Source organism: Candidatus Palauibacter sp., from assembly GCF_965216145.1.
In the GTDB taxonomy this organism is placed as follows: domain Bacteria; phylum Gemmatimonadota; class Gemmatimonadetes; order Palauibacterales; family Palauibacteraceae; genus Palauibacter.
The window spans coordinates 2102801-2128176 of sequence record NZ_OZ244149.1 but is presented as its reverse complement, the minus strand read 5'-3'; the positions used below and the strand labels follow the sequence as shown (position 1 = coordinate 2128176).

The 25376-nt window shown below is 68.9% G+C and carries 20 protein-coding genes and 1 pseudogene; 9 read left to right on the top strand and 12 right to left on the bottom strand.

Annotated features, from left to right (window positions below):
• Window positions 1–81: 81 nt before the first annotated feature.
• Both ACOOHF_RS09320 and ACOOHF_RS09315 read left to right on the top strand, forming a co-directional pair.
• Window positions 82–1092, top strand: a complete 1011-nt coding sequence (locus ACOOHF_RS09320) for an AAA family ATPase (protein WP_420464302.1) — start codon at window positions 82–84, stop codon at window positions 1090–1092.
• Between the two features lie 98 nt (window positions 1093–1190).
• A complete protein-coding gene (locus ACOOHF_RS09315; protein ID WP_420464301.1) occupies window positions 1191–2414 on the top strand; it encodes a hemolysin family protein in 1224 nt (407 codons plus the stop codon).
• Window positions 2415–2450: 36 nt separating this feature from the next.
• Here the strand turns inward: ACOOHF_RS09315 and ACOOHF_RS09310 are convergent, their stop codons facing one another.
• Entirely contained in the window at window positions 2451–3158 is a 708-nt protein-coding gene (locus tag ACOOHF_RS09310) for a prepilin peptidase (protein WP_420464300.1), read from the bottom strand.
• A gap of 157 nt (window positions 3159–3315) precedes the next feature.
• Between ACOOHF_RS09310 and ACOOHF_RS09305 the strand changes: the two genes are divergently transcribed.
• The 3 genes from ACOOHF_RS09305 to ACOOHF_RS09295 all read left to right on the top strand — a co-directional run bounded on the left by ACOOHF_RS09305 (window position 3316) and on the right by ACOOHF_RS09295 (window position 6754).
• A complete protein-coding gene (locus tag ACOOHF_RS09305; RefSeq protein ID WP_420464299.1) occupies window positions 3316–3849 on the top strand; it encodes a transporter associated domain-containing protein in 534 nt (177 codons plus the stop codon).
• Between the two features lie 525 nt (window positions 3850–4374).
• Window positions 4375–5883: a hypothetical protein gene (locus ACOOHF_RS09300; protein ID WP_420464298.1), complete on the top strand. Its 1509-nt coding sequence runs from the start codon at window positions 4375–4377 to the stop codon at window positions 5881–5883.
• Between the two features lie 166 nt (window positions 5884–6049).
• Window positions 6050–6754, top strand: coding sequence for a hypothetical protein (locus tag ACOOHF_RS09295; RefSeq protein ID WP_420464297.1), 705 nt, complete (start codon window positions 6050–6052; stop codon window positions 6752–6754).
• An 82-nt stretch (window positions 6755–6836) separates the two neighbouring features.
• Here ACOOHF_RS09295 and ACOOHF_RS09290 read toward each other — a convergent pair whose 3' ends face one another.
• Both ACOOHF_RS09290 and ACOOHF_RS09285 read right to left on the bottom strand, forming a co-directional pair.
• Window positions 6837–7601: a prepilin peptidase gene (locus tag ACOOHF_RS09290; RefSeq protein ID WP_419934727.1), complete on the bottom strand. Its 765-nt coding sequence runs from the start codon at window positions 7599–7601 to the stop codon at window positions 6837–6839.
• Complete coding sequence (locus tag ACOOHF_RS09285; protein ID WP_420464296.1) at window positions 7598–8365, bottom strand: TrmH family RNA methyltransferase; 768 nt, start codon at window positions 8363–8365, stop codon at window positions 7598–7600. Before ACOOHF_RS09285 ends, ACOOHF_RS09290 begins: the two co-directional genes overlap by 4 nt.
• Window positions 8366–8452: 87 nt before the next feature.
• On the opposite strand from ACOOHF_RS09285, the gene thiD reads away from it, so the two are divergent.
• Window positions 8453–9250, top strand: coding sequence for a bifunctional hydroxymethylpyrimidine kinase/phosphomethylpyrimidine kinase (gene thiD, locus ACOOHF_RS09280; protein WP_419934725.1), 798 nt, complete (start codon window positions 8453–8455; stop codon window positions 9248–9250).
• 7 nt (window positions 9251–9257) lie between these two features.
• Here thiD and ACOOHF_RS09275 read toward each other — a convergent pair whose 3' ends face one another.
• Both ACOOHF_RS09275 and deoC read right to left on the bottom strand, forming a co-directional pair.
• Window positions 9258–11675 carry an aldehyde dehydrogenase family protein gene (locus tag ACOOHF_RS09275; RefSeq protein ID WP_420464295.1) on the bottom strand — a complete coding sequence of 806 codons (2418 nt, stop codon included), beginning with the start codon at window positions 11673–11675 and terminating at the stop codon, window positions 9258–9260.
• Window positions 11676–11702: 27 nt separating this feature from the next.
• Window positions 11703–12653, bottom strand: coding sequence for a deoxyribose-phosphate aldolase (gene deoC, locus ACOOHF_RS09270; RefSeq protein WP_420464353.1), 951 nt, complete (start codon window positions 12651–12653; stop codon window positions 11703–11705).
• A 182-nt stretch (window positions 12654–12835) separates the two neighbouring features.
• Here deoC and ACOOHF_RS09265 point away from each other — a divergent pair.
• From ACOOHF_RS09265 to katG, 3 genes and pseudogenes are all read left to right on the top strand, one after another.
• Window positions 12836–13039 (top strand): annotated as a pseudogene (locus ACOOHF_RS09265) (type II toxin-antitoxin system RelE/ParE family toxin); the annotation flags it as partial.
• Between the two features lie 43 nt (window positions 13040–13082).
• Window positions 13083–13373 (top strand): HigA family addiction module antitoxin, encoded by a 291-nt coding sequence (locus ACOOHF_RS09260; RefSeq protein WP_419934722.1) that lies wholly within the window; start codon window positions 13083–13085, stop codon window positions 13371–13373.
• Between the two features lie 106 nt (window positions 13374–13479).
• Window positions 13480–15648: a catalase/peroxidase HPI gene (gene katG, locus ACOOHF_RS09255; protein ID WP_420464294.1), complete on the top strand. Its 2169-nt coding sequence runs from the start codon at window positions 13480–13482 to the stop codon at window positions 15646–15648.
• 25 nt (window positions 15649–15673) lie between these two features.
• Here katG and ACOOHF_RS09250 read toward each other — a convergent pair whose 3' ends face one another.
• The 7 genes from ACOOHF_RS09250 to ACOOHF_RS09220 form a co-directional block, all read right to left on the bottom strand.
• Window positions 15674–16960 (bottom strand): hypothetical protein, encoded by a 1287-nt coding sequence (locus ACOOHF_RS09250; protein WP_420464293.1) that lies wholly within the window; start codon window positions 16958–16960, stop codon window positions 15674–15676.
• A 367-nt stretch (window positions 16961–17327) separates the two neighbouring features.
• Complete coding sequence (locus ACOOHF_RS09245) at window positions 17328–18350, bottom strand: hypothetical protein (RefSeq protein WP_420464292.1); 1023 nt, start codon at window positions 18348–18350, stop codon at window positions 17328–17330.
• Window positions 18351–18450: 100 nt separating this feature from the next.
• Window positions 18451–19251, bottom strand: coding sequence for a hypothetical protein (locus ACOOHF_RS09240; RefSeq protein WP_420464291.1), 801 nt, complete (start codon window positions 19249–19251; stop codon window positions 18451–18453).
• A 512-nt stretch (window positions 19252–19763) separates the two neighbouring features.
• Window positions 19764–20582, bottom strand: a complete 819-nt coding sequence (gene istB / locus ACOOHF_RS09235) for an IS21-like element helper ATPase IstB (protein WP_420464290.1) — start codon at window positions 20580–20582, stop codon at window positions 19764–19766.
• Window positions 20579–22096, bottom strand: a complete 1518-nt coding sequence (gene istA / locus ACOOHF_RS09230) for an IS21 family transposase (RefSeq protein ID WP_420464289.1) — start codon at window positions 22094–22096, stop codon at window positions 20579–20581. Before istA ends, istB begins: the two co-directional genes overlap by 4 nt.
• Window positions 22097–22695: 599 nt before the next feature.
• Window positions 22696–23646: a purine-nucleoside phosphorylase gene (locus ACOOHF_RS09225; protein WP_420464288.1), complete on the bottom strand. Its 951-nt coding sequence runs from the start codon at window positions 23644–23646 to the stop codon at window positions 22696–22698.
• A complete protein-coding gene (locus tag ACOOHF_RS09220; protein WP_420464287.1) occupies window positions 23643–25085 on the bottom strand; it encodes a NupC/NupG family nucleoside CNT transporter in 1443 nt (480 codons plus the stop codon). The genes ACOOHF_RS09225 and ACOOHF_RS09220 overlap by 4 nt, the downstream gene beginning before the upstream one ends.
• Window positions 25086–25376 lie beyond the last annotated feature (291 nt).

Here is a 25376-nt window from a genome sequence, read left to right as displayed (position 1 = left end):
CTCGCCCAGCCCGAAACGGCCTCGCCGGCAGGGGGCTGCCGGCGACCCTTCCCGTCCACTCGCGCCCTGGAGCCGAACGAGTTGGAAGCCGGTCGCAGAGTCGAGACAGATGACGTTCGGCTTCTCCGGGAACTGGGTGACGCACGCCTGAAGCTAGAGGGGGAAATCGGAAAGCGGATCATCGGCCAGCGGGAGGTCGTCGAGAAGCTCCTCATCACGCTGCTGGCCGACGGGCACGCCCTTCTCGTGGGTGTCCCCGGACTCGCCAAGACTCTCCTCGTCTCCACCCTCGCGGAGGCCCTCCACCTGGAGTTCAGCCGCATCCAGTTCACGCCCGACCTGATGCCCTCCGACATCACCGGGACGGAGGTCCTTCAGGATGACCAGCGCACCGGCCAGCGCCATTTCGCCTTCGTCCGGGGGCCGATCTTCGCCGACGTGATTCTGGCGGACGAGATCAACCGCACGCCGCCCAAGACCCAGGCCGCGCTTCTGCAGGCGATGCAGGAGGGCGAGGTCACGGTCGGGAGCGAGACCTTTCCCCTCGGCCGGCCGTTCTTCGTGCTCGCGACGCAGAATCCGATCGAGCAGGAGGGCACGTACCCGCTGCCGGAAGCGCAACTCGACCGCTTCATGTTCGAACTGCGGATCGGCTACCCGACGGCCGAGGAGGAGTCGGTCATCGCGGACATGGGGTCGAGCGGAGCACCGGCGAGCGTGAGCCCGGTCGTGACCGCGGGCCAGCTCCTCGACTATCAGGCGCTGGTGCAGCGCGTACCGGCCTCGCCATCCGTCGTCGACTACGCGGTACGTCTGGCGCGCGCCACCCGGCCGCGGGAGGAATCGTCCCCCGATTTCGTGCGCAGAATGGTCAGCTGGGGCGCGGGGCCGCGCGCCTCCCAGCACACCGTGCTCGCCGCGAAGGCCCGCGCGGTGCTCGATGGCCGGCCCGTACCGAATCTCGCCGACGTGAGAGCCGTGGCGCCCGCCGTCCTCAGGCATCGGGTCGTTCCCGGCTTCGAGGCCGAGGCCGAGGGGCGGACCGCGGACGACATCGTCGCGGAGTTGATCGAGCACAGTCGCAGCTGGTAGAACTTGGACGAAACCGACAGTACGGGCGCCTCACCGCCGGGTCGTGAACAGGCGACGCGACGCGGGATCCTCCCGCGAGCCGCCGGGGTACGACGCTGGTGATCGGCACCCTCGCGCTCCTCGCGCTCCTCCTCGTCCTGTCGGGCTTCTTTTCCGGCACCGAGATCGCACTCTTCTCGCTCGGTGAGACGAGGGTCCGGGCGCTCGCGCGGGAGCAGCGCCCTGGAGCGCGCACGCTGGAGAAGCTGAAACAGCACCCCGAGCGACTGCTCATCACGATCCTGATCGGGAACAACGTCGCCAACATCGGCGCCGCCGCGGTCGCCACCTACACCGCGACCGAGCTGTTCGGCTCGGCCGGGGTGGGTCTCGCCACGGGCGTGATGACGCTTCTCGTCCTCATCTTCGGGGAGATCACCCCGAAGAGCTTCGCGGCGCGCAACGCCGAACGCCTGTCGCTCCTCGCGGCTCCCGTCATCGGGGGGCTCGGACGTTTTCTCCTGCCGCTGGTCCTGCCTCTGGAATGGCTCGTCGGGCGGGTGCTTCCCGAGGCGGAGTCGGCCACGCACGTGAGCGAGTGGGAGATCCGCGCCATGGCGCGCCTCGGCCAGCTGGCGGGCGACATCGAGGCGCACGAGCGCCAGTTCATCGACCGGGTGTTCACCCTGGACCGGCTCCGTGCGAGGGAGATCATGACCCCGCGGGTCGACATCCTCGCGTGGGAGGACTCGCGCCGCCTCGGCGACATCGAGGACGAACTGTCCGACCTCCGCTTCAGCCGGATCCCCGTGTACGGCGACTCGCTGGATGACGTCACGGGCGTGCTGTACCGGACCGAGGCGTACCGGGCGCTCCTCGACGGGCGGCGGGATGTACCGCTCTCGAAACTCGCCCGGGAACCCTACTTCGTGCCCGAGACGATCACCCTGATCGAACTTCTGGAGCAGTTCCGGGCGCGCCGGGTGCACATGGCGCTGATCGTCGACGAACACGGCGGGCTCGACGGGCTCGTGACGATGGAGGACATCCTCGAGGAAGTCGTCGGCGACATCGAGGACGAGACGGACGAACCGGGGGAGTCGATCGTGGCGCTCGGCCGGAACGAAATCCTCTTGAAGGGGGCGACGGAACTTCGGGAGATCAACCACTTCTTCGGGACTTCGTTCCCCGTGCTCGAGCACCGCTCCCTCAACGGGTTTCTGCTCGGCGAACTCGGACGGGTGCCGGAAGCGGGCGAGGTCGTGGACCACGGCGACGTGCGGATCCATGTGGTCGAGACCACCGACACGCAGGTGACCCGCGCACGCATCCGCCGGCGCTAGCCGCTCGTATCGGCGGGCGCGGCCAGCCGCTCCCGGTCAGCCGCTCGCGGACATGGCGAGGCGCAGATACGCATCGATCAGCGCATCGCCGAACAGGAACGAGACGGCGGCCCCCAGAGCGAGGAACGTCCCGAACGGAACCGGCTTCCCGGTCCGGAGGGAGATCGGTCCGAAGACGACGGAGCCGGCCAGCGCACCCAGGAAGATGGTGAGAAGGACACCGGCCGGGCCCAGGAAGGCCCCCACCATCGCGATCAGCTTCACATCGCCTCCGCCGAGGGCGGGTTTGCCGAAGGCCTTCTCGCCGAGGCGTCCCACGACGAACAGGATCCCGAAGCCGAGTGCCGCGCCGCCGGCCGCGGCGAGCGGCGTCGTGAGGCCCGGCAGGAGCGACGCGGCGAGCCCCGCCGCGAGTCCGCCGAGGGAGAGCGGATCGGGGATCACGTAGTGCAGCGCGTCGGTGACCGCGATCCCGAGCAGCAGCGTGAACAGGACCGCGCCGCCGAGGGCGGCGGCCGACGCCCCGTACTGCCACGCCATGCCGACCCAGATGCCCAGCGTCGCGAGTTCGACCGCCGGGTAGCGCCAGGAGATCCGGGCCGCACAGTCGCGGCACCTCGCGCGCAGGAGCACCCAGGAGACGACGGGGATGTTGTCGAACCAGCGGACTGTCGCGCCGCAGGCCGGGCAGCGGCTGCGCGGGCGGACCACGCTCTCGCCGGCGGGCATGCGGGAGATGCACACGTTGAGAAAGGCAGTTCATCGACCGGGTGTTCACTCTCGACCGTCTGCGTGCCCGGGAGATCATGACGCCCCGCGTCGACATCCTGGCTGGGAGGATTCGCGCAGGCTCGGAGACATCGCGGAGGCCCTGGGGGACGTCCGCTTCAGCCGGATCCCGGTGTACGGCGAGTCGCTCGATGACGTCACCGGCGTGCTGCACCGCACCGAGGCGTACCAGGCGCTTCTCGCCGGCCGGCGGAACGTGACGCTCTCCAGCCTCGCCCGCGAGCCCTACTTCGTGCCGGACACGATCACTCTCATCGAACTGCTCGAGCAGTTTCGCGCGCGGCGCGTGCACATGGGGCTCGTGGTGGATGAACACGGCGGGCTAGACGGACTCGTGACGCTCGAGGACATCCTCGAGGAGTTGGTCGGCGACATCGTCGACGAAACGGATGTACCGCCGGAGCCCATCATCCAGCTGCGGCGGGACGAGATCGCGGTGGATGGCGGCGCCGAACTGCGGGAGATCAACGACTTTTTCGACACGTCGTTCCCCGTGGCCGAGCACCGGTCGCTGAACGGCTTCCTTCTGGGCGAGCTGGGCCGGGTGCCCGAGGCGGGAGAGGTCGTCGAGCACGGCGATGTGCGGATCCAGGTCGTGGCGAGCACCGACACGCAGGTGACGCGAGCCCGGATCCGCCGCGATTAGCGCGGCATCCGCCCGGCGGATCCCGGCCCACCCGGTCTCCTCATCGATCCCGCTTCGGTCGTTCCCTGTCCGTTCCCCTTGTTTGAGGGGGGTCTGTCGCAGCATCGTCGGGCGTGAGTCCCGGGCGTGAGTCCCGGGCGTGAGTCCCGGGCGTGAGTCCCCTTCTGCCCGGGAGGATGGATGTTCAGGTGGCCGCGCGCTGGTCTCTCCTCGTCGTTTCGCCGTCGTCCCTCCCGACTTTCAGTGCCACGAGAAGCGCCTCCGCGTTTCAGGCTGCGGATCGGGCAGGCATTCCTTGTGGCGGGAGCATCGGCGGCAGGACTCCTGGGGTGCTCCGACTTTTTTTGGGAGCCCGCCCCCACCGGTGGGGATGCGTCGGCCCGGGCACCGGTCGTGTCGCAGGCCGGGCTCAGCACCGATGTGGACAGTCTGCCGTCGTGGCAGACGGTCATCCAGGGGATCGGCGGGCCGGGGTGCGAGTTCTACTTCGGGACCGCCACGGGAAGCTACGTCTCCCGGAAGTACGTGCTGGAGTTCAGCCCCGAGGCGAAGGGTGACACCGACGAGGTGTGGGGCCAGCAATACAAGGTGCTGGTGACCGTGAGCCGGCCCAAGTCCGGCGGTGGCAAGGAGGTGCTTCCCGAGCGGGTGGCCGTTCTGGCCGTTTGCCTGCTCCCCGGGACCGAGCGCGCGAGTCAGGAGGCGACCGGGAGCGTGAAGGCGATTCTCAAGGACGTGGGGATTCCGCTGCCCGACAAGGTGTGGGCCTCGGCGCGACCGTCGGGGGGCGGACCGTGGGCTGAGCTCTGGAGGCTGGCGTCCGGCTGGGCCGCGCCCCGATCATTGCTCGCGGCGCAGCGCGAGGGCTGCTACGACTCCGAACCCGGAACGGAGTGCGAACCTGCCAAGATGAAGCAGATCGACGTGGCGACGGGACGGACGTGCCCGGTCGGGTTGGACTATGATGTATTTGAAGACGACTGCGTGCTAACCTTCGTCGGCAAGGGCACGGAATGGGTGACCTTTATCCCTCCCCGGAATCCGGGCACGGGCCGCATCGGTCTCGGCGGGACCAACCCCAAGGGCGGCGACGACGGCGACGAGGGCTCCCGGATGGTGGCGTTCCGATTGAACTGCTCGTCACCGAGCCGTGGCTCAACCGGGGGTTGCTACGTGACGACGACCGACACCGCCGTGACGCTCTCCGACCTCAACTACGCCTGGGTGACGGGAGCGGGCGTGTCGCGCCCCACAGGGGGCCGAACGGACTACACCAGGTGGGAGGGAAGAGCCACGAGCACGCTCAGCATGACGGTCAGCATCTCGGGACCGGAAGTCGCCGACACGACGATGACCGGGATCGTCGAGGTGGGGGCAGGGATGTGGGCCTTTCCTGCTGCAGGTACCATTCCTGTGTACGCTACTCCGCACACAGAATCTTGGGCAAGTGACGAATGGGGGCGGTTCGCCGTCAACATCCCGGCGCTGGTTGCGGGCTCGGGAACGGGACCGTGGCAGGGCACGCGCTACATCTCCTGGCCGGCGGAGACCATAGTCGCGCAGCTCTACATACATCCGGATCTTAAGCCGACCAACCCGGGACGACCCTGGGCTTATGAGACTACTGGCGTCGTGACGGCGCACGAACTCCGGCAGCATTGCCGGAACCACGCGCAACTGGGCGATCCAGCCACGGTGTACGAGGTGAACGAGGAATGTGGCACCGGCACGGCCCGTTCGTCGTTCCATGATCCCGTTAAGCAGCACGAGGAGCAGCACGCATCGAGGTATGAGAGCTGCCGGGCCTCCCAGAATATTCGAGACAAGTTGGAAAGGCTCGAAGGGTTACTCGAAACCGCCACGGAGCAAGCTAGAATGCTCTTGACCGAAGTGGAGAGAGCTATGCGCGAAGGGATGGATTTCAACGTGTCTGAGGCGACCGCAGCCGCGCCGTTCTGGCACTACCGATGGGCGGGAGGCTGGGTGCTCGACAGACCGACGGCTCTGGGCCACACCGGGACGGCGTGCCCGTGACGGGTCCGGCGCGAGGGATTCTCTGCAGTAAACGAGGAGCTGAGGCATGAGGCGAGATGCGATGTTGGTTGTGGCAGTGCTCCAAAGCGCCTTGGCGCCGTGGCCCGCTGCGGCACAGGCGCGAGATGGGGACGCCAGGCCTCAGTCATGGGCCCAGCGGTGGGCCATGGTTCTGGACGAGGGCGGAGAGCTGCGCATCCCGACGCCGGAGACCGCGCTCCGACAGCTCGTCGAACGCCGCGATCCGGAGGCTTCCCCCGCCGCGCCGGCCGTGGCCGTGCTCACGCAGCTGTTCGACTCCCGGCCCCGAGCCGAGCTGGACGCGCTCGCGCAGTCGCTGGTCCGCCTGGCGGCAGACACGGGATACCCTTTTGGGGTTCGGTTCGATGCGCGTTCTGCGTTGATTCGGGCAGTCGTGCCGGAGGAGGGGGTCCCATACGAGCCCGCGTTCGACCTTCTCGTGGGGTTGTACGAGAGGCACATGGTCGGCTTGGCAGGGGACGAGACGAACGATCCGATCGCCGCCATCTACACCCGCTCCCAAGCAGCGGACTTTGACGAATCCATGCCCAGCGGACCGCGCGCCAGCTCAGACCTATACGCGATCTATCTGGCGGATCCCGAGGGCCGGGGCCTGGATTACCTCCTCGCCGCAATGGAGGCAGCCGGCCCGCCGGCATCCCGGGAGGCCGGGAAGGCATCGACCTGGTGCGTGGTCAACGACATCATCTACGGTGAAGCCAAGTTTGACGGGGCCTCGACGGACGCGGCGCTGCGGACGCTGCCGGTGGACTCCGCCACCTACCATGACCTGTGTGGCCTCATGGGCAGCATTCCCCGCGGCTACCCCCCGCGTCGGCCTGGCCGATGAGCGAGTAGACCAGCCGGCCGAGCAGGTGCGCGGGGAAGAGAGCGCCCAAGCAAGGGACACAGGCGTTCCGCGCGCGACCGTCTCAACGTGTCGACAGGCGCAGATACCAATCGAAGAGAACGCCGCCGAACAGGAATGCCACCGCCGCTCCGAGCGCGAGGAATGTCCCGAAGGGCACGGGCTTTCCCGTCCTGAGTGAGACGGGACCGAAGGCGAGGGACCCGGCGAGCGCCCCCAGGAAGATCGTGAGGAGTGCGCCGCCGGGGCCGAGGAACGCCCCCACCATCGCCATCATCTTCACGTCGCCGCCTCCGAGCGCCGGCTTCCGGAACGCCCTCTCGCCCAGCCACGCAACGACGTAGAGAAGTCCGAACCCGAGAACCGCGCCCGAGATCGCCCCGAGCGGCGGCGTCGACCCCGGCAGCGCCGAGAGGGCGAGGCCCGCGGCGCACCCGCCGAGCGAGAGGGCATCGGGGATGACGTAGTGGCGCGCGTCGATGACGGCGATCGCGAGGAGGAGCGTGAACAGAACCGCACCCGTGAGGGCGGTGACGGATGTGCCGTACATCCAGGCCGTGCCGCCCCAGGCGAGGGCCGCTGCAAGTTCGATCGCGGGGTAGCGCCAGGAGATGCGGCCGCCGCAGTCGCGACACCGTGCCCGCAGCAGGATCCAGGAGAGGACGGGTAGGTTGTCGCGCCAGCGGATCGCCGCGCGGCACGCCGGGCAACGGCTGCCTGGGCGCAGGACGCTGTTCCCGGCGGGCATGCGCGTGATGCACACATTGAGAAACGAGCCGGCCACTGCGCCGAGCAGTGCGGCCACGCCCGCGGTCACGGCGTCAGTCAATCGGGCGTCCGACTCAGCATTCGGTCGAGCAGGATGGCGCCGGCCGAGGCCACGTTCAGCGATTCCACACCCCGGGCGAGCGGCAGGGAGACGACGCGGTGCGCGGCGGCGAGGAGGGGAGCCGAGACGCCGTGCGCCTCGCTCCCCAGCGCGAGAGCAACCGACCCGGACGGTGGACGCTCGAGCGGCGGGGCACCTGCCGCGGCGACCCAGATCGGGATCCCGCGCGCGGTCAGCCGCTCCACGGCATCCCGGGTGTCCGTGCGGAAGACGGGACCGCGGAGCGACGCTCCCGCCGAGGCCCGCAACGCCTTCGGCCCCCAGGGATCGGCCGCCTCGCCGACGCCGATCACGGCGGCGGCTCCGAGCGCGAGCGCGGTGCGCACGAGAGTGCCGACGTTGCCCGGATCCTGCACGCCGTCGAGAAGCACGATCGCGCCGCCGCCAACGTCATCCCAGCCGTACGCCGGCACCTCGCCGATCGCGAGAATGGGCTGGGGCGTGGCGGCATCGGCCAGCGTCCGGATGATCGCTTCGGGCACCGCTTCAGTACGCACACCCCGCGTCACCGCACGCGCGAGCAGCGCCTCCAGTTCCGGTTCGACGCCCGCCGCATCGGCGTGCAGCACCGCAACCGTGCGGCCCGGCCACTCGAGCATCTCACCGATGAGCCGCCGCCCCTCGGCCAGGAAACACCCGGTTTCCCGGCGTCCCTTTCCGCGGTGCAGCGACCGCCAGGCCTTAATCTCCGCGCGCGTCGGCATACCCTTATTTTACGGCGAGGCACAACGCAGTGTCACCGCGCCGGCGGAACCGGCGTACCAGAGCGAACCAGGCGGAGCGGATACGTGATGCCGAAGAAGCCAGCGCGGGCGACCGCACTCACGATCGCGGGGAGCGACTCGGGGGGCGGAGCCGGGATCCAGGCCGATCTCAAGACCTTCCACACGTTCGGCGTGTTCGGGACGAGTGCGGTGACTGCCGTGACCGCGCAGAACACGGTCGGGGTTCAGGCGGTACAGGCGCTCGACCCGCCGATCGTACGGCGCCAGATCGAATCGGTGCGGGCGGATCTGCCACCGGCGGCCGCGAAGACGGGAATGCTCGCCAACGCGGACATCGTGCGGGCCGTCGTCGCGGGCCTGCACGGTCTCGAAGCACCGCTGGTCGTCGACCCGGTGATGGTGGCCACGAGCGGCGACCGGCTCCTCTACCCTGCCGCCGTCGATGCCATTCTGGACGAACTCCTGCCCCTCGCCGCTCTCGTCACACCCAACCTGCCCGAGGCCGAGATCCTCGCGGGACGACCTGTCAGGACCGAAGCGGACATGTCCGCGGCGGCCCGGGCCATCCTCGCGCGGGGAGCGGGTGCCGTGCTGGTCAAGGGCGGGCACCTGGCGGGTGATGAGGTGGTGGACCTGTTCCGGAACGGAGAAGGCGAGCGGGTGTGGCGGACCCCCCGCGTTCCGACGACGGAAACCCACGGAACCGGCTGCACGCTCTCGGCCGCGATCACGGCGGGGCTGGCCTTGGGCATCGCGCTCGAGCCGGCGATCGAGCGGGGACTCGCCTTCACGCACGCCGCCATCGCCCGGGCGCCGGGTCTCGGCTCCGGCCGCGGCCCCCTCGATCACTGGGCCGACCCGTAGACGACTCCTATTCTCCGTAAGGGACCCAGATGTTCTTGATCTGCGAGGCGTGACGGAGGAACTCGCGCCCTTCGGCCCCGGCCCCGAACCAGTCCCGCCCCCGACCCGCGCTCACCCACGTGCGCTTGAGGTTGGAGGCCGAACGCCGCTCCACATCGGCGGCCCCATCCGGCGTCCCGAAGTACCACATCCCGTCCACCGCGTCGTGGCCGGCGAGGGTCGGCAGCAGTTCCTCCTCGAGACCCGTGAGGATGTTGATGACGCCTGCCGGCACATCGGAGGTCTCGATCACCTGTTGGAAGTCCGTGGCCGGCAGGGGCCATCGCTCCGAGGCGACGGCGACAACGGAGTTCCCCAGCGAGACGGGCGGGATCACGGCGGAGATGAAACCGAGGAGGGCGGGCTCCGGCGGACAGACGACCGCCATCACGCCCAGAGGCTCGGGCATGGCGAGGGTCACGTTGCGGAAGGGCGTACGGTGGACCGCGCCGTCCCACTTGTCCGCCCACGCCGCGTAGCTGAACAGGCGCCGCACCGACGCCTCGACCTCGCGCCGCGCCGCTTCCGCGTCGCAGCCGGTGAGCGCGCGCAGCCGATCCTCGAACGCCGCCCGGCGGGCATCGAGGTTTTCGCCCGCGTAGTAGAGGATCTGTGCCCGAAGGTGGGCCGTCGTGCGCGCCCACTCCGTGGCGAGCGCCGCCTCCACCGCGTTACGGGCGTCCTTCCGGTTCCCGCGGGCCACTTCCCCCGCGGCGCGCCCCCGATGGTCGATGACCTTCAGGCTGTATCCGCCGTCGGGCCGGGCCTGCCGGCCCCCGATGTAGAGTTTGGCCGTCCGGTCGACCGCCGCCGACGGCGCGCGGCCGGGGGCCCCCTCGTCCGAGTCCCCCTCATCGCCGACACCCAGCGACACCGGGTCGTCCCCGGGGCCCGGCTCCACGGGCTCCGGACGCTGGCGGACGTATTCCCGGAGCCCCTCCCGACCGCCCTCGCGGCCGAACCCGCTCTCCCGGTAGCCGCCGAACCCGGACGCCGCGTCGAAGGCGTTCGTGCAGTTGATCCACACGGTTCCGGCCTTAATCTGCGAGGCGATGTCGAGGGCGAGGTTCACGTTCTCGGTCCACACGCTCGCCGCGAGGCCGTAGCGCGTGTTGTTGGCGAGCGCGACCGCCTCCGCGGGAGTTCGGAAGGTCATCTGGACGACGACCGGGCCGAAGATCTCCACCTGCGCGATCGTCGCGGCCGGCGACACGTCGGTGCAAAGCGTGGGCGGATAGAACCAGCCGCTCCTGGGGGCGCTCCACGACGGCTGCCAGATCGTGGCCCCCTCCTCCCGCCCCTCCTCGACCAGCGATTCGATCTTCTTCAGTTGGACGGGCGCGATGATCGCCCCGATGTCGACGCCCTTGTCGAGCGGATCGCCCATGCGGAGCGTCTCCATGCGGGCGCGCAGGCGGTCGGCGAGCGCATCGGCGATCCCCTCGTGCGCGAGGATCCTCGAGCCGGCGCAACACACCTCCCCCTGGTTGAACCAGATGGCGTCCACCACGCCCTCGACCACGCTGTCGAGATCCGCGTCGTCGAACACGACGAACGGCGACTTCCCTCCCAGCTCGAGCGAGATCTTCTTGCCGGTCCCCGCCGTCGTCTCCCGGATGATGCGCCCGACCTCCGTCGAGCCGGTGAAGGCGATCTTGTCGACGTCCGGGTGCTCGACGATCGCCGCCCCCGTCCGGCCGTCGCCGGTGACGATGTTCACGACGCCAGGCGGCAGTTCGATCTCCCGGCAGAGTTCCGCGAAACGAAGGGCGGTCAACGAGGTGAACTCGGCCGGCTTGAGGACGACGGTGTTCCCGGTGGCGAGGGCGGGCGCGATCTTCCACGCCAGCATGAGAAGCGGGAAGTTCCAGGGGATGATCTGGCCCGCGACCCCCAGCGGCTCGTAGCCGGCCAGTTCCGACTCCATGAGCTGGGCCCAGCCCGCGTGGTGATAGAAGTGTCGCGCGACGAGGGGGATGTCGATGTCCCGCGACTCCCGGATCGGCTTCCCGTTGTCGAGCGTCTCGAGCGTGGCGAAGTGCCGGGCGTGCTTCTGCACGTGGCGCGCGATCGCGTACAGGTAGCGTGCGCGTCCGTGTCCCCCGAGGTCCCTCCATGCAGCCTGAGCCGCCCGCGCCGCCGCCACCGCGCGATCGACATCGGCGGGGCCGCCCTGGGCGACCTCCCCCAGTTGCTCCTCGTTGCTCGGATCGAGGGTCGCGAAAAACTCCCCCTCCGCGGGCTCGCACCAGGCCCCGCCGATGTAGTGGCCGAAGCGGGGACCTCGTTCGGCGATCCACGCACGCGCCTCGTCCGCGGCCTCCGGGGCCGGACCGTACTCCATCGTCTCGAACAGTTCCGCGACCTTCGGCGCGATCCTGGTCATCGTCCTCAACCCCCTCTCATCCCGACCTCATCCCAGCGGGTGCCGGTGGTACGCGGAATACCGTCCCGTCGCCTGGTGCTCCAGCTGGCGTTCGATGTCCGCGAGCAGCGAACTCGCGCCGAAGCGGAACAGCGACCGGTCGAGCCATGCCCCACCCAAGTCTTCCTTCACGAGAATCAGCCACTCCAACGCCTGCCTGGCCTTCCCTACGCCGCCGGCCGGCTTCAGGCCCACATGGAAGCCGGAAAGCTGCCGGTAGGCCCGGATCGCGCGCGCCATCACGAGCCCGACCGGGAGCGTCGCGTTGACCTTCTCCTTGCCGGTCGAGGTCTTGATGAAGTCGGCCCCGGCCATCATGCAGGTCCAGCTCGCGCGGGCGACGTTGCGCAGGCTGCCGAGTTCCCCCGTGGCGAGGATCGTCTTCAGGTGCGCCTCGCCGCACGCCTCGCGGAAGGCGCGGACCTCGTCGTACAGCGCTTGCCAGTCGCCCGTGAGCACGTGGCGGCGGGTGATGACGATGTCGATCTCGCGGGCCCCGGCCTCGACGGCCTCGTGGATCTCGTCGACGCGCTGCGCGAACGGCGTGAGCCCGGCGGGGAAGCCGGCGGCGACCGCGCACACCGGGATGTCCGTGCCCGAGAGCGCCTCCAAGGCCGCCGGCACCATCGTTGGGTAGACGCAGAGCGAGGCCACGCGCAGGCCGAGATCTTCCGCCCCCAGCGCGCGCAGGAGGTCGGGACGCACGGGCTGGCGGGCCTTCGCGGCGAGGCGAGCCACCCTCCCCGGGGTGTCGTCGCCGGCCAGCGTCGTGAGGTCGATCATCGTCACGGCGCGGAGGAGCCAGGCGGCCTGCCACTCCTTCTTAATGCTGCGGCGCTTCCCCAGCGTGGCGGCCCGACGCTCGATCGCACTCCGGTTGGCGGCCTGAGCCCGGACCCGATCGATGTCGAGCGGCACCCCCGCGTTGCGCGCGCGCATGGGGACCACGTCGGCATCCGTCCCGGGCCGGAGTCGACGGGAGTACGAAGGGGCCCCGTCCGGCGGGATCCCGCGTGGCCTCGCTCTGGTCATGAATCGTCCATGGTTTCCGATGATCGCTGGAAGACGAGCGTCGGCAGAATATCGTGCGGACGTCGAGCCCAAGCGAATGCACACCCTGGATGGATTGGCCTAGTGTCACTAGACACTTTACACTACGGTCGATGATACGGAGCTTTCGGCATCGGGGGCTGAAGCGCTTCTGTGAGCGCGACGACCGCAGCCTTATCGCTCCTTCCCTGCGCGACAGGGTGGAGGTGATTCTGGCCCAACTCGATGTCGCCGACTCCCCGGAAGCCATGCGCCTTCCCGGGTATCGGCTGCACGCCCTCAAGGGATTACCATTGATGAACGGAGAACCCGATGCCGATGAAGAGCCCACCGCATCCCGGCAAGGTGGTTCGCGTATCCTGCCTGGAACCCCTCGGCCTCAGCGTGACGGAAGGCGCGCGAGTGCTCGGCGTGAGCCGGCAGGCGCTCTCCAACCTCGTCAACGGCCACGCGCGCATCTCGACGGACATGGCGGTGCGGCTCGCGAAGGCCTTCGGTTCCACGACGGGAACCTGGATTCGACTTCAGGCCGCCTTCGACGTGGCCCGGGCCCGGGCGCGGGAGGACCAGATCGAGGTCGAGCGCTACGAGGCGCGGACGGCTCCTTGACGTTCGGCCGCCTGCGGGCCGAAGCTGTGGCTAGTCTCAAGCAGACGCCCTTGCACGCGGCCGGGCGCTGCCTTATTCCGCAGCCTCCAGCCTGCGCCCCGCTACCGTGACGGATCACGACCTGACGATTGACCATCCGGAGAACCCCATGACGACGAACGAGACCTGGTGGCCGAACCAGCTGAACCTGAAGCCCCTTCGGCAGGGCTCTCCCGCCTCGGACCCGATGGGCGGGGACTTCGACTACGCCGAGGCGTTCAGGAACGTCGACGTTGCCGAGTTGAAGAAGGACGTCGAGCGGGTGATGACGACCTCCCGGGACTGGTGGCCGGCCGACTACGGCCACTACGGGCCGCTCTTCATCCGCATGACGTGGCACGCCGCGGGCACGTACCGCATCACTGACGGCCGCGGCGGCGGCGGCTCGGGCCACCAGCGCTTCGCGCCCCTGAACAGCTGGCCCGACAACGGAAACCTGGACAAGGCGCGTCGCCTGCTGTGGCCGGTCAAGCAGAAGTACGGCCGCGACCTCTCGTGGGCCGACCTCATCATCTTCGCCGGCAACTGCGCCCTGGAGTCGATGGGGTTCAGGACGTTCGGGTTCGGCTTCGGCCGCCCCGACGTGTGGGAGGCCGACGAGACGGACTGGGGTTCCGAGACCGAGTGGCTCGGGGACGAACGTCACGATGACGACGGGGAGCTCCAGGAAGGGCTCGGCGCCGACCACATGGGTCTGATCTACGTGAACCCGGAGGGGCCGGGCGGAGAGCCGGACCCCGCGGCGGCCGCGAATTTCATTCGCACCACCTTCGCCCGCATGGCGATGAACGATGAGGAGACGGTCGCGCTCATCGCCGGCGGCCACACCTTCGGCAAGGCGCATGGCGCCGGGCCCGAGTCCCACGTCGGTCCCGAACCGGAGGGCGCCGGTGTGGACGCACAGGGCTTCGGCTGGCGAAGCGGTCACGGCAGCGGCAAGGCCGGCGACACGATCACCAGCGGCCTGGAGGGCGCCTGGACCACCCACCCCACACGGTGGGACAACAACTTCATGGAGAACCTGCACGATCACGAGTGGGAGCTGACGAAGAGCCCCGCCGGCAAGTCGCAGTACACGCCGGTCAACGCAGCCCATGCGGCCACCGTGCCGGATGCACACGATCCGTCCAGGAAGCACGCCCCCATGATGCTCACGACGGACCTCTCGCTGCGCATGGACCCCGCCTACGCCCCGATCGCGAAGCGCTTCCTCGAGAATCCGGCGGACCTCGAAGACGCCTTCGCGAAGGCGTGGTTCAAGCTGCTCCACCGCGACATGGGGCCGCGCGACAGGTATCTCGGACCGCTGGTCCCCGCAGAGCCGCAGTTGTGGCAGGACCCTGTGCCCGACGTCGACCATGAGTTGATCGACGAGCAGGACATCGCGGACCTCAAGGCCAGGGTCCTCGCCTCGGGCGTGTCCGTTTCCCGGCTGGTTTCGACCGCGTGGGCATCGGCGTCGTCGTTCCGCGGCACCGACAAGCGCGGTGGTGCGAACGGAGCACGCGTCCGCCTCGCGCCGCAGAAGGACTGGGAGGTGAACGACCCCGCCGAGCTGGCGAACGTGCTGCACACGCTGGAAGGGATACAGGAGGCGTTCAACGCCGCGCAGACCGGCGGCATGCGGATCTCCCTCGCCGACCTCATCGTCCTCGCCGGGTGCGCGGGCGTCGAGCAGGCTGCGCGCGCTGCCGGGCACGACGTGCAGGTCCCCTTCGCTCCCGGGCGCACGGACGCGTCCGAGGAGTGGACGGACCCGGAATCGTTCGCCGTCCTCGAGCCCGTCGCCGACGGATTCCGCAACTACGTAAAGGCCGGAAACGGAGCCTCAGCGGCAGAGCAACTCGTGGAGCGGGCCTGCCTGCTCACCCTGACCGCGCCCGAGATGACGGCACTGGTGGGCGGGATGCGCGTCCTGAACGCGAACACCGGGCAGTCCGCGCACGGCGTATTCACGGACCGGCCGGAAGCGCTGACGAACGACTTCTTCGTGACCCTGCTCGACATGAGCACCGAGTGGCGGGCGTCCTCCGATGGCGCCTTCGAAGGCCGGGACGCGGCCGGCGGCGACATCAGGTGGACGGCGACGGAGGTGGACCTGGCGTTCGGTTCGAACTCCGAACTCCGGGCCCTCGCGGAAGTCTACGCCTGCGACGACGGGCAGGAAGCGTTCGTGCGCGACTTCGTGGCTGCCTGGAAGAAGGTGATGAACCTCGACCGCTACGATCTGACCTGACTGCGAGGCAAGCCCACGCGGTGCGCTACGGCACGATGTCGTAGCGCACCACGTACGGGATGTCGAGCGCGTCCTTCTCCACGACCCAGACCTCGGCCCGGTTTGCGTAGGACACTTGCGAGGTGGTCGGAAGCCGAAACCGGCCGATGGACGATCCCGCGCCATCCAGCACCAGCCACACTCGCTCATGTCCGTCATCCGGGCCGGCCAACCACGTCGTACCGTCGCTCCCCGCGCGAACGGTGGTCACCGGCGGAAAATACCGGCGTTGCTCGTAGAACTCGCGGAGAGCCCTTACATAAGCTCTGCGATCAACAATGGCTTGCCAATCCAGCTTTCGGCTGATCTCGTCAGCGAAGAAACCCTCTGGAACTCGACGAGGCTCATAGCCGATGCGACGTTGAAGCAGTGTGTCACCCCGAACGCCGATTCTCGCCACCTCGAACTCCGCCAACCCCGAACCGTCCCAGCTCCTGCGCTTGACCCGAACCGCGGCCGAACCGTCGGGCGCGAAGGTTATCCGGTCGTCATCCGGCAGCGAATGCATCAGCTGCTGTCTCGCGTTGGGCGCGAGTCCAGCCCTGATTTCGACGGGTCCGCCTCCGAGGGAAAGCAGGGCCAGCGTGTCGCGCAAGGTGCCCATAGTGTCGGAAACGAGCAGCGGCAAGTGCCAAATCCCCCCCCGAGCGACGACCCTGGTCCCCGAGTAGGTCGGGGATCCGACCAGCCCCCCGTTGGCAAGAATAGCTCTGGGCACCACGCTCAAGAAGTGGGAGGCCAGCGGAGCGTCCACGTCATACGGGATTGTTTCGGCCTCGCCGGTCGCCACATCGAAGAGCGTGAACCTCCGCAATTCAACATCGGCCACCCACAGCCGTGACCCGCGCCAGCCCATCGACGACGGAGTCATCAACTCCCCTGGGCCCTCACCTCGGCCGCCGAGATCTCGAACGAACTCCCCGGCTCGCGTGAAGACCCTGACTCTCCCCTCCTGACCGAGCAGGACGTACACGTAGTCGGCGTCCGCTAGCACGTCGCGCACCGTTGACAAGCCATAGACCGGGTCGTCCACGCTCCCAATCGCGACGCCCAGCCGAAGGGACCATTCCGGCGCCTGGCCCAGCACCGGGCCGGACGCCAGATGGATGCCGCACGCGAACACCAACCCAGGTATCACACGACTGATGACACGTCTGTGCGTCTCAAGCATGTTGCCGCCCCCTAAGCTTACAGCCGGAGTTGCGCTGTCTCTCTTCGTATCGCATTCACTTCGGCCACCGTATACGTTCTTGATATGATTCCTCCATCGCATGATCGCCTAATCTCGCCTGCCCGCCGACGGGCCTCGATCGGGTCGGTCGATCCGTACGCCGCGCTGAGTGCTTGTAGCTCGGTCGGGGCCGTGTAGACTGGCGATTCCAACTGTTCGTCGGGTGCCGCGCGCCCGTCGAGCATCCCAAAAACCATGCAGGGCCGTCCCCCCAGACGGCAATCCCCGCACGCTGGCGTGCCGCAGTTCTCCCAGCCGAACCCTGATTGGCCAGCCGTGCAGTTGGCGCACGGGCTGTCGGGAAAATGGCCATACTGACAGTCCCAGCATTGCGCGCCCACGGGTTCGGCGGACGCTACTCCGGCGAAGATGGCGAGGCCGAGGCCCATCATTAGGATTCGCACGATCTTCATTGTCTCTCTCCTTTGCTTCGGGTAGACTCTGGGACGCTCTCCCAAGAGTACTTCACGAGTTCGGTGGTGTTCAACGTGCGTATCGCGAGGACTAAAGGGGCATCCGCGGCACCGGCAAGGATCCCGAAGGGGGCATCCACGACCGTGTACTTCAGGAATCGACCACGGGAGTCGAACCGGAGCAGGAGCCGCTCGTCGGTCCCGCGGTGCGCCAGCGTTTGGACGTATCCAGGTCCGACGGCGACGATCGAGGTCGAACTCCAGATGCCCGGATCCATCCGCAAGGATTGGGCCACACCATCGGCAAACCAGTCCGGACTGACCCGCTGAAGCTCCGTGGTTGTCCAATCAGTGCCGTTCCCGATACGCCACACGCGAAAGGGACTGAAGCCTTGCCACACGAGGGCTTCTCGCCCGGTCCCCGCCAGTACAAGAGTCCTCGCGTAGGCTGAATCCGGCGTCCAGGTGCCGTTGCCCTCTGGCAGTTGCAGGTGGGACGGTGTCGAATCGGAACCGGAAATCGTGACGATCCACCCGGTGGCTGTCCACGCCGCCGCGCCGGCCTCGCGCGAACCCGGCAGGCGGCACCGAGAATGTGCGACACCCGCGGTGTCGGTGGCGACCACCTCACCGCTCGCGGCATCCACGATTTCCAGATCTTTCTCGTTCAGGAACTGAACGCCTATCGCGCGCCCCACCTCGGCAGCGAGGATGTCCCTCGAAGCGGATCCGCGGTATACGCGGACGCCGGGGGTTTCGGCGAACCAGGCGACGACCAGGTCGCCCGAAGGGGAGAGCGCTGCGCCGCTGAGCAGGCGATCTTCGGGGAGAGCGATGGCGGCTCGCTCGGTGAACTCGATTTCGGGTGCCGCCTGCCCCGTTGGTACCACGCTCCCCGCACCTGTCCGCCGGTCATCGGAGATGCCGTCCTGGGCGTCTCTTGCGCCACCGCAGCTCGGCGCGAGGGCGCATGTAACGGCAGACCACATGACCAGATCCTGGACCCGAGACCCCCGCATGCTTCACTCCGCTTTTGGGAATCCTGAACTCAACGACTTCGCCACTATAAACTGGGTTCCCCAACGGACTACGACTACGGATATGGTGTATCAGTTTTGCTCAATCCGAATGCTTTTGGTCGAGAGTGGATACTCCGTCCGATTCGGCAGGCAGGATCGGCCGGACGTGCTCCGCCGTGAATGCGGCGAAGAGCTGGTCCGGGGCCATGCGCGCAAGCTCCACGGGCCTGCAGCCCGGCCATTCTCGCACCCGCCGGGCTATGGTGGCCCGGCCGATCTCCGTGCGGCGAGCCACGCGCTTCCAGCTTGAACCCGACCGGCGAAGCTCATGCACCCTGAGAACCGAGAGAGCGCGGAGGAAGGCGCTCGGCGTCGTCGCGCCGTCCGCTCGCGCTCCGAACTGCTTGAACAGCGTGACGGGCGCGCAGCCCACGTCCCGGGCCAGTTCCCGCACGTCGCGGACCGGTCGGTCGGCGGCCTGCCGCACGGCATGAACGAGGGCCTTCCGGAGAGCGGGAGGCAGCGGCGAGCGCTCGAACGCACCCGCCAGGCTCTCGATGCCCCGTGTCGCGCATACGGCATCCAGACGGAGTCGAAGGCGCGTCCGCACTTCCGTGAACCAGACCACTGCCGCCACACTCACGCGAAGCAGTCGTCTGGCCAACTCCGGATCGGGATCGGCGACGAGAACCACCGGCATCCACGGGCGCTCGCGCTCGAGCCTCGCCAACAGCTCGATCCGCTCGGGCCCGATTGGGCCGCGGCACGCAATGACCACCGCCTCGACCTCTCCATCGATACTGCCAAGCTCTCGAACCGAGGCCGCCACGCGGGCATCGGGGCCCACATGGCGGGACACCTCTCCAGCGCTCCGGGCCGTCTCCGCGACCACAAGGATCATGGCGATTTCCTCCGTACGCAGGGCCGCAGGCAGTGAGCACCTGTACCCCCTTCGCGGCGTGCACTCCGCGCGGATGGAGGACGGCCCATACTTTCTATATGCCACAAGTGGGCGAGACCTTACATGAAGCGATCCCTGTCCAGCGACAATCAGGATGAGAACGTTGCGACAATCAAGGTGAGAACGAGGGGTCGCGACGCTACGAGTGCGAGGATGTAGGCGGTTTCGGGGACGCGGGGCAAGAGGGCGCGGGGTGGCGGGGCGGTGGAGCGCGGATTCTTTGAGGGGTAAGGGTAGGGTGAAGCCTGTTCGGCGGTCTCTGCGGGCGGATCCTCGGGCCGTTTGCGGCCGGGATTGCCCGGAACCGGGCGGTTTCGCCCCGGCTTGGGCGATCCGGAGGGGTTCGAAGCTTCGTTGATGCGCCATTGGACGGCTCTGGGCGCCGTTCAGAGCCGCATCATCGGGCCCCGTGCCGGTCTTTCGACAGACATCGAAGCGTTTTCGTGGCCGCGTCAGCCCGATTCCGGTCCTCCCGCTTGCGTCCCGTCCGCCGGCTCCCCCGCCTCTGCCCGCCTGGCCGCGATGGCCGCCCGGCGTCTGTAGCTCTCGACGTTGAGTTCGAAGATGTGGGAGCGGTGGACGAGGCGGTCGACGGCGGCAAGGGTCATGGCGTCGCCGCCGAAGATCCTGCCCCAGGCGCTGAAGGGTTCGTTGGCGATCACCAGGAGCGAGCGGTTCTCGTAGCGGGCGCCGATGAGTTCGAAGAGCACACTGGTCTCCGCATTCTCCGAGGTCACGTAGGAGAAGTCGTCGAGGACGAGCAGATGGTACTTGTAGAGCTTGCGGATGGCTCCTTCGAGGGCGAGGTCCCGGCGTGCCGCCTGGAGCTTCTGGACCAGGTTCGCCGTGCGCTGGTAGAGCACCCGGAACCCGTTCTCGACCAGGCTGAGCCCGAGACCCGCTGCCAAGTGGCTCTTGCCCGTTCCGGGCGGCCCGAACAAAAGCACGTTTGCGCCCTCATCGAGCCAGGTGTCGCCGCTCGCCAGGACTCCCACGCGCGCCTTCGACACCGCGGGCACGAGGGTGAAGTCGAAGTTGTCGAGCGTCTTGCCCGGCGGCAGCTTCGCCTCGGCCCGGTGCCGCTCGAAGCGCCGGCGCTCGCGGTCGGTGACCTCCTGGCTGGCCAGCGCGGCGAGCAGGCGCGCCGCCGACCAGCCCTCCCGGTCCGCACGCTCGGTGAAGCCACGCCACAGCGCGCGCATGGTCGGCAGCCGCAGCTGCTTCAGCAGCAGGTCGAGTTGCGGCGGATCCACGACGAAACGGTCGCTCATGAGAGTCCTCCGGCGTGCGGGGCGGGGGCACCGAGGTCGTCGTAGTCCGCCACGGGCGGCAGGGCCATGCCGACATCCGGGATGCCGTCCGGCTTCGGCGGGAAGCGCTTGCGCGGGAGCTCCGGATCGGGGAGTTCCCCGGCATCGAGTCCCCGGTCGATCTCGGCCGCCAGCCGGGCTTCGCAGCAGTGGTCGTGGGCCAGGGCGAGCAGGTCCACCATCCGGCGGCAGGTCTCGCGGTCGTTCAGACCTTCGCGCAGCGCGTCGAAGGCGCGGCGGTAGGCGCCGCGGGGAAACAGGCCGTCGCGGTGGACCCAGTTGAGCAGCGCCATCGGCTTGCGCCTGAGCGACGGCAGCACGTGCCGGTGGTTGACGACCCGCCCGCGCCGCCCTCCCGGGCCCGCGTGGCCCCGCGGCAGCGTCATGAGTTGCTCCGTGCCCGCGTACACCACCAGCCGGTCGTCGTACAGCCGCACCCGCAGCCGGTGTCCGACCAGACGCGAGGGCACCGTGTAGAACACGCGGCGCAACGTGAAGCCGCCCGTGGTCGTTACCCGCACCAGCGTCTCCTCAAACTCGTCGCTGCGCCGCCCCGGCAGCGGCCCCAGCACCGCCCGCTCCGCGTCGATCCGCTCCCGGTTGCGGGCGTTGCGGCGGCTTACCACCTGGCCCAGGAACGCCCGGTACTCCCCGGTCGTCTCGAAGTCCCGCGAACCCCTCAGCAGCAGCGCATCCTCGATCGCCCGCTTCAGGTGTCCGTGCGGACCCTCGACCGAACCGTTCTCGTGGGCCCGGCCCCGGTTGTTCCGGCTCCCCTTCATGTCGTAGTCATCCAACAGCGCCTCATACCGCGCCGTCAGATCCTCCCTTGCCTCCCGCTTCAGGTTCCGGAACGCCGCCGACAGGCTGTCCGTCCGGTGCTCCTTCGGCACGCCGCCCAGCGCCCACAGCGCATCCTGCAGCCCCCCGGCCAGCGCCACGTAGCTCTCCCCGCCCAGCACCGCCGCCACATGGCAGAACCCCGAGTACTCCAGCCGGAAGTGGTACAGCTTGTGCACCAGCGGCTCACCGGCGATGCTCACCCCCAGCGCCCCGGCGTCGGTGAAGTCCGACAGGCCCCGCCGCCCCGGCTCGTGCTTCTGCCGGAAGATGATCTCCCGCTCCGGCCCGTACTTCGCCTTCCAGCCCCGCACCCGCCGCTCAAGCGTCCGCCTCACCCCGGGGTGCAGATCCGGATGGCGCCGCATCATCTCCTCGTACAGCGCCACCGCCCGCAGCCCCGGGCTCGCCTCCAGCAGCGGTACGATCTCCTCCTCGAAGATCCCCGCCAGCGGATCCGGGCGCCTTCGCTCCCTCGGCTTCCTCTTCTCCGACGACCGCCCGGGATCCGCTTCGATCCGGTACGCCGTCGCCGTGCTGAACCCCGCCCTCGCCGCAGCCAGCGCGGGACGGTCCTTCTTCCGGTGCGTCATGTAGAGCTCCTTCCGGTGGTCCGTGATGTGTCGGCCCGGCACTTGGCGTCTCTCCGTTCAAGGGGAAAACACCAAACTTCGGGCCGGCCACAACCACCTCCGGCTCTCTCACCCTGATTGTCGCTGGCTTCTCATCCTGATTGTCGCGCTACAGATCCCGGATGCATCCGTCTCTCCTCATCCAGTCCGGGGGAACCGGCGCTTGACGGCTGCGGCGTGCTCGGCCAGGGAGGGGGCGCGCGGGACTCGCATACTCCACCGTCGCACCGCCCCGGCCTCCGACGCGGAACGGACTCTCCTGTGGGAAGGCCCGTGAGTCCCGGGGGTTAGCCGGCAGGCGCTTTCAGAACGTCACGCGCGCGGCTCGAACTCCCCGTTAAGCGGGATTGCGCCCCCCGAAGCTGAGCTTGGCGATGAACCAAGTTGGGAAACGGGTGTCCTGTGAACCTCGACCGCTTCGATCTTGTCTGACCGCCAGGGGCCGAAGCGGTTTCGGAGTTCAGAGTCCTTCGAGTTCCAAGACGCCGCAGAAAAACGCGTGGACCTGGGCGTTACCGAGAATGGCGGAATCCTGAGAAGATCGGCCTTCGGTGCGTGGCGGCATGACGTGGGCTCCGATGTGGACCAGCAAGGGTTAATAATTAGATGCCGCGGGGGGGCGAAATCTTACATCCGTCTTCCGGCTCGTGTGATCGAACCGCCGCACCCAGGGGTGCCGTCTCGTTCCTGGAGTGCCGCTCCCGCTGCGACGGGAACCGGCGGATCGACTCGGCGACGAGGCGCTGGAAGCCGGCCTGGGCGAGCTTGGTCGTCTCCAGTACTTCCTCGTGATTCAGCGGTTCGTCGAGGACCCCCGCCGCGTAGTTCGTGAGGCAGGAGACCGCGACGCAGTGGATACCGAGCGCCCGCGCGGCGATCACCTCCGGGACCGTCGACATGCCGACGGCGTCCGCGCCCAGCGTCCGCAGCATGCGGATCTCGGCGGGGGTCTCGAAGGCGGGGCCGTGCATCGCGGCGTAGACGCCCTCGTGAAGCGGGTGGTCCAACTCGGCCGCGGCCCCGCGGACGATTGCCCGTAGCTCGCGGTCGTAAGCGAAGGTCAGATCGGGGAATCGGCTCTCGGCCCCCACCACGGGCCCGATGAGCGGGCTCGTGCCGGTCAGGTTCAGGTGGTCGGAGATCAGCATCAGCTCGCCGGGGTGCCAGCCCGCCCGGATCGCGCCGGCCGCGTTGGAGAGGAAGAGGGTCGGGATGCCCAGGGCCGCCGCGACCCGGACGTAGAAGGCGACCCGCGCGGGCGGCCCGCCTTCGTAGAGGTGCACCCGCCCGCTGAGGCCGAGCACGGGCCGACCGCCGAGCATCCCGACGAGCGCATGGCCGGCGTGCCCGATCACCGTGGGACGGGGCCAGCCGGGCAGCTCCTCGTACGGCACCCGCACGGGATCCTCGATCTCCGCGCCGAGGCCGCCGAGCCCGGAACCCATCGTGATCGCGACCCCCGGCGTCTCGCCGCCGAGCCGCGCTTCGATCCGCCTCCGCAGCGCGGCCGCCGCCATCTCCACCTGCGCCTGGATCGCGTCGGGTCCGGTCACGCGAGGACTCCGGCCAGCGTCGCGGTCATCCACGTGGCGGCCGTCCCGCCGAGCATGGCCCGCAGGCCGAGCTTCGACAGGTCGGCGCGGCGGGAGGGGGCGATGCCGCCGATGCCGCCGATCTGGATCGCGATCGAGCTGAAGTTCGCGAACCCGGTGAGCGCGTACGTGCAGATGATGAGCGACTTGTTGGAGAGCTGAAGGTCGCCGGCGAGGCCCGCCCCGAGGTTCGTGAACGCGAGGAACTCGTTGGCGACCATCTTCACGCCGAACAGCGTCCCGACCTCGACCGCGTCGACCCAGGGCACGCCGATCATCCACGCCACCGGGGCGAAGACCCAGCCGAAGATCCGTTCGAGCGTGATCCCCTCCACCCCGAACAGGCCCGTCACCCAGCCGAGAAGGCCGTTGCCCAGCGCGATGAGGGCGAGGAACGCGAGCAGCATCGCCCCCACGTTGAGGGCGAGTTTGAGCCCGTCCCCCGCCCCGCCGGCCGCCGCGTCGATCACGTTCGCGTGCGTCCGTGGCAGGGCGATGTCCAGCGTACCCCGGGTCACGGGTTCGTCCGTCTCGGGCATGAGCATCTTGCTGACCACGATCCCGCCCGGCGCGGCCATGATGCTGGCCGCGAGCAGGTGGCCCGCGATGTCCGGGAACACCCCCACGAGCATCGCCACGTACGCGGCAAGCGCCCCGCCCGCCACGGTCGCGAAGCCTCCCGTCATGACCGTGTTGAGTTCCGACTTCGTCATGCGGTCCACGAACGGGCGGATGAGCAGCGGCGCCTCCGTCTGGCCGACGAAGATGTTGCCGGCGGCCGAAGTGGTCTCCGCGCCGCTCGTCCCGAGGGTGCGCTGCATCGCCCACGCGACGCGCCGCACGACGCGCTGCATGAGCCCGAGGTGATAGGCGAGGGCCATGAGGGACGAGAAGAAGATGATCGTGGGCAGGACGCTGAAGGCGAAGGTCGCCCCGATGTTCACGAGGCCGCCGGCGCCCCCCTCCACCGGAGTCGCAAAGTCCACGAGCGACCCGAAGAGGAAGCGGGAACCGGCATTCGTGTATCCGATGAGCGCCACGAACACGTCGTTGACCCCGCCGAAGAAGCCGCGGCCGAGCCCGGTCTTGAGGACGAGGAGGGCGAATACGATCTGGAGCCCGAGCCCCTTCGCGACCAGCGGCCACCGGATCGACCTGCGATGCGCCGAACAGGCCCACACGGTCGTGAGCAGGAAGGCGAGGCCGAGCAGGCCCCGCAGCAGACGCGACAGGAACGGTTCGTCGATCGGCCCCCCGACCCCCTCGAGGCCCTGGGCGGCCAGAAACTCCGGGAGACCCGCCAGACAGAGGCAGAGCGCGACGCCGACCGGGAGGCCCCGCCGCCACCCACGACCCCGCGCGGCGGGAACGGCTTGGGGTGCGTGGCGATGCACGGGCATCGGCGCCCTCCGGCGGCTGACGGTTGGGGATGACGGGACCCGAGAAACATATCCCGCGACGTTCGACGCGCCACGGCCCTCGGAGGGCTGCCAATTTGGCGGATTGCACCGCCCCAGAGCACATGGCCGTGCCATTTTGTCGGGACAGTCGGCCGTTTCGGAGCCCGCCGCCGGTCCACGGCGGGCACGGGGCTTGCGATCCCATCCCCCGTTCGGCGGGCGCGGCCGGAGGTCGGCCCGCGGGCCGCTCGATTCCGACCGGATGCGAAACAGCGGATCAGGGACAACTCA

Excerpts from the sequence above, each read along its gene's own strand:
- deoC (WP_420464353.1), bottom strand. The coding sequence starts at position 12,653 with ATGCGCGCGCGCAACGCGGGGGTGCCGCTCGACATCGATCGGGTCCGG.
- ACOOHF_RS09240 (WP_420464291.1), bottom strand. The coding sequence starts at position 19,251 with ATGATCCTTGTGGTCGCGGAGACGGCCCGGAGCGCTGGAGAGGTGTCC.
- ACOOHF_RS09295 (WP_420464297.1), top strand. The coding sequence starts at position 6,050 with ATGGTTCTGGACGAGGGCGGAGAGCTGCGCATCCCGACGCCGGAGACC.
- istB (WP_420464290.1), bottom strand. The coding sequence starts at position 20,582 with ATGAGCGACCGTTTCGTCGTGGATCCGCCGCAACTCGACCTGCTGCTG.
- ACOOHF_RS09250 (WP_420464293.1), bottom strand. The coding sequence starts at position 16,960 with ATGCGATGGAGGAATCATATCAAGAACGTATACGGTGGCCGAAGTGAA.
- ACOOHF_RS09220 (WP_420464287.1), bottom strand. The coding sequence starts at position 25,085 with ATGCCCGTGCATCGCCACGCACCCCAAGCCGTTCCCGCCGCGCGGGGT.
- thiD (WP_419934725.1), top strand. The coding sequence starts at position 8,453 with ATGCCGAAGAAGCCAGCGCGGGCGACCGCACTCACGATCGCGGGGAGC.
- ACOOHF_RS09260 (WP_419934722.1), top strand. The coding sequence starts at position 13,083 with ATGAAGAGCCCACCGCATCCCGGCAAGGTGGTTCGCGTATCCTGCCTG.
- ACOOHF_RS09285 (WP_420464296.1), bottom strand. The coding sequence starts at position 8,365 with ATGCCGACGCGCGCGGAGATTAAGGCCTGGCGGTCGCTGCACCGCGGA.
- ACOOHF_RS09275 (WP_420464295.1), bottom strand. The coding sequence starts at position 11,675 with ATGACCAGGATCGCGCCGAAGGTCGCGGAACTGTTCGAGACGATGGAG.
- ACOOHF_RS09245 (WP_420464292.1), bottom strand. The coding sequence starts at position 18,350 with ATGCGGGGGTCTCGGGTCCAGGATCTGGTCATGTGGTCTGCCGTTACA.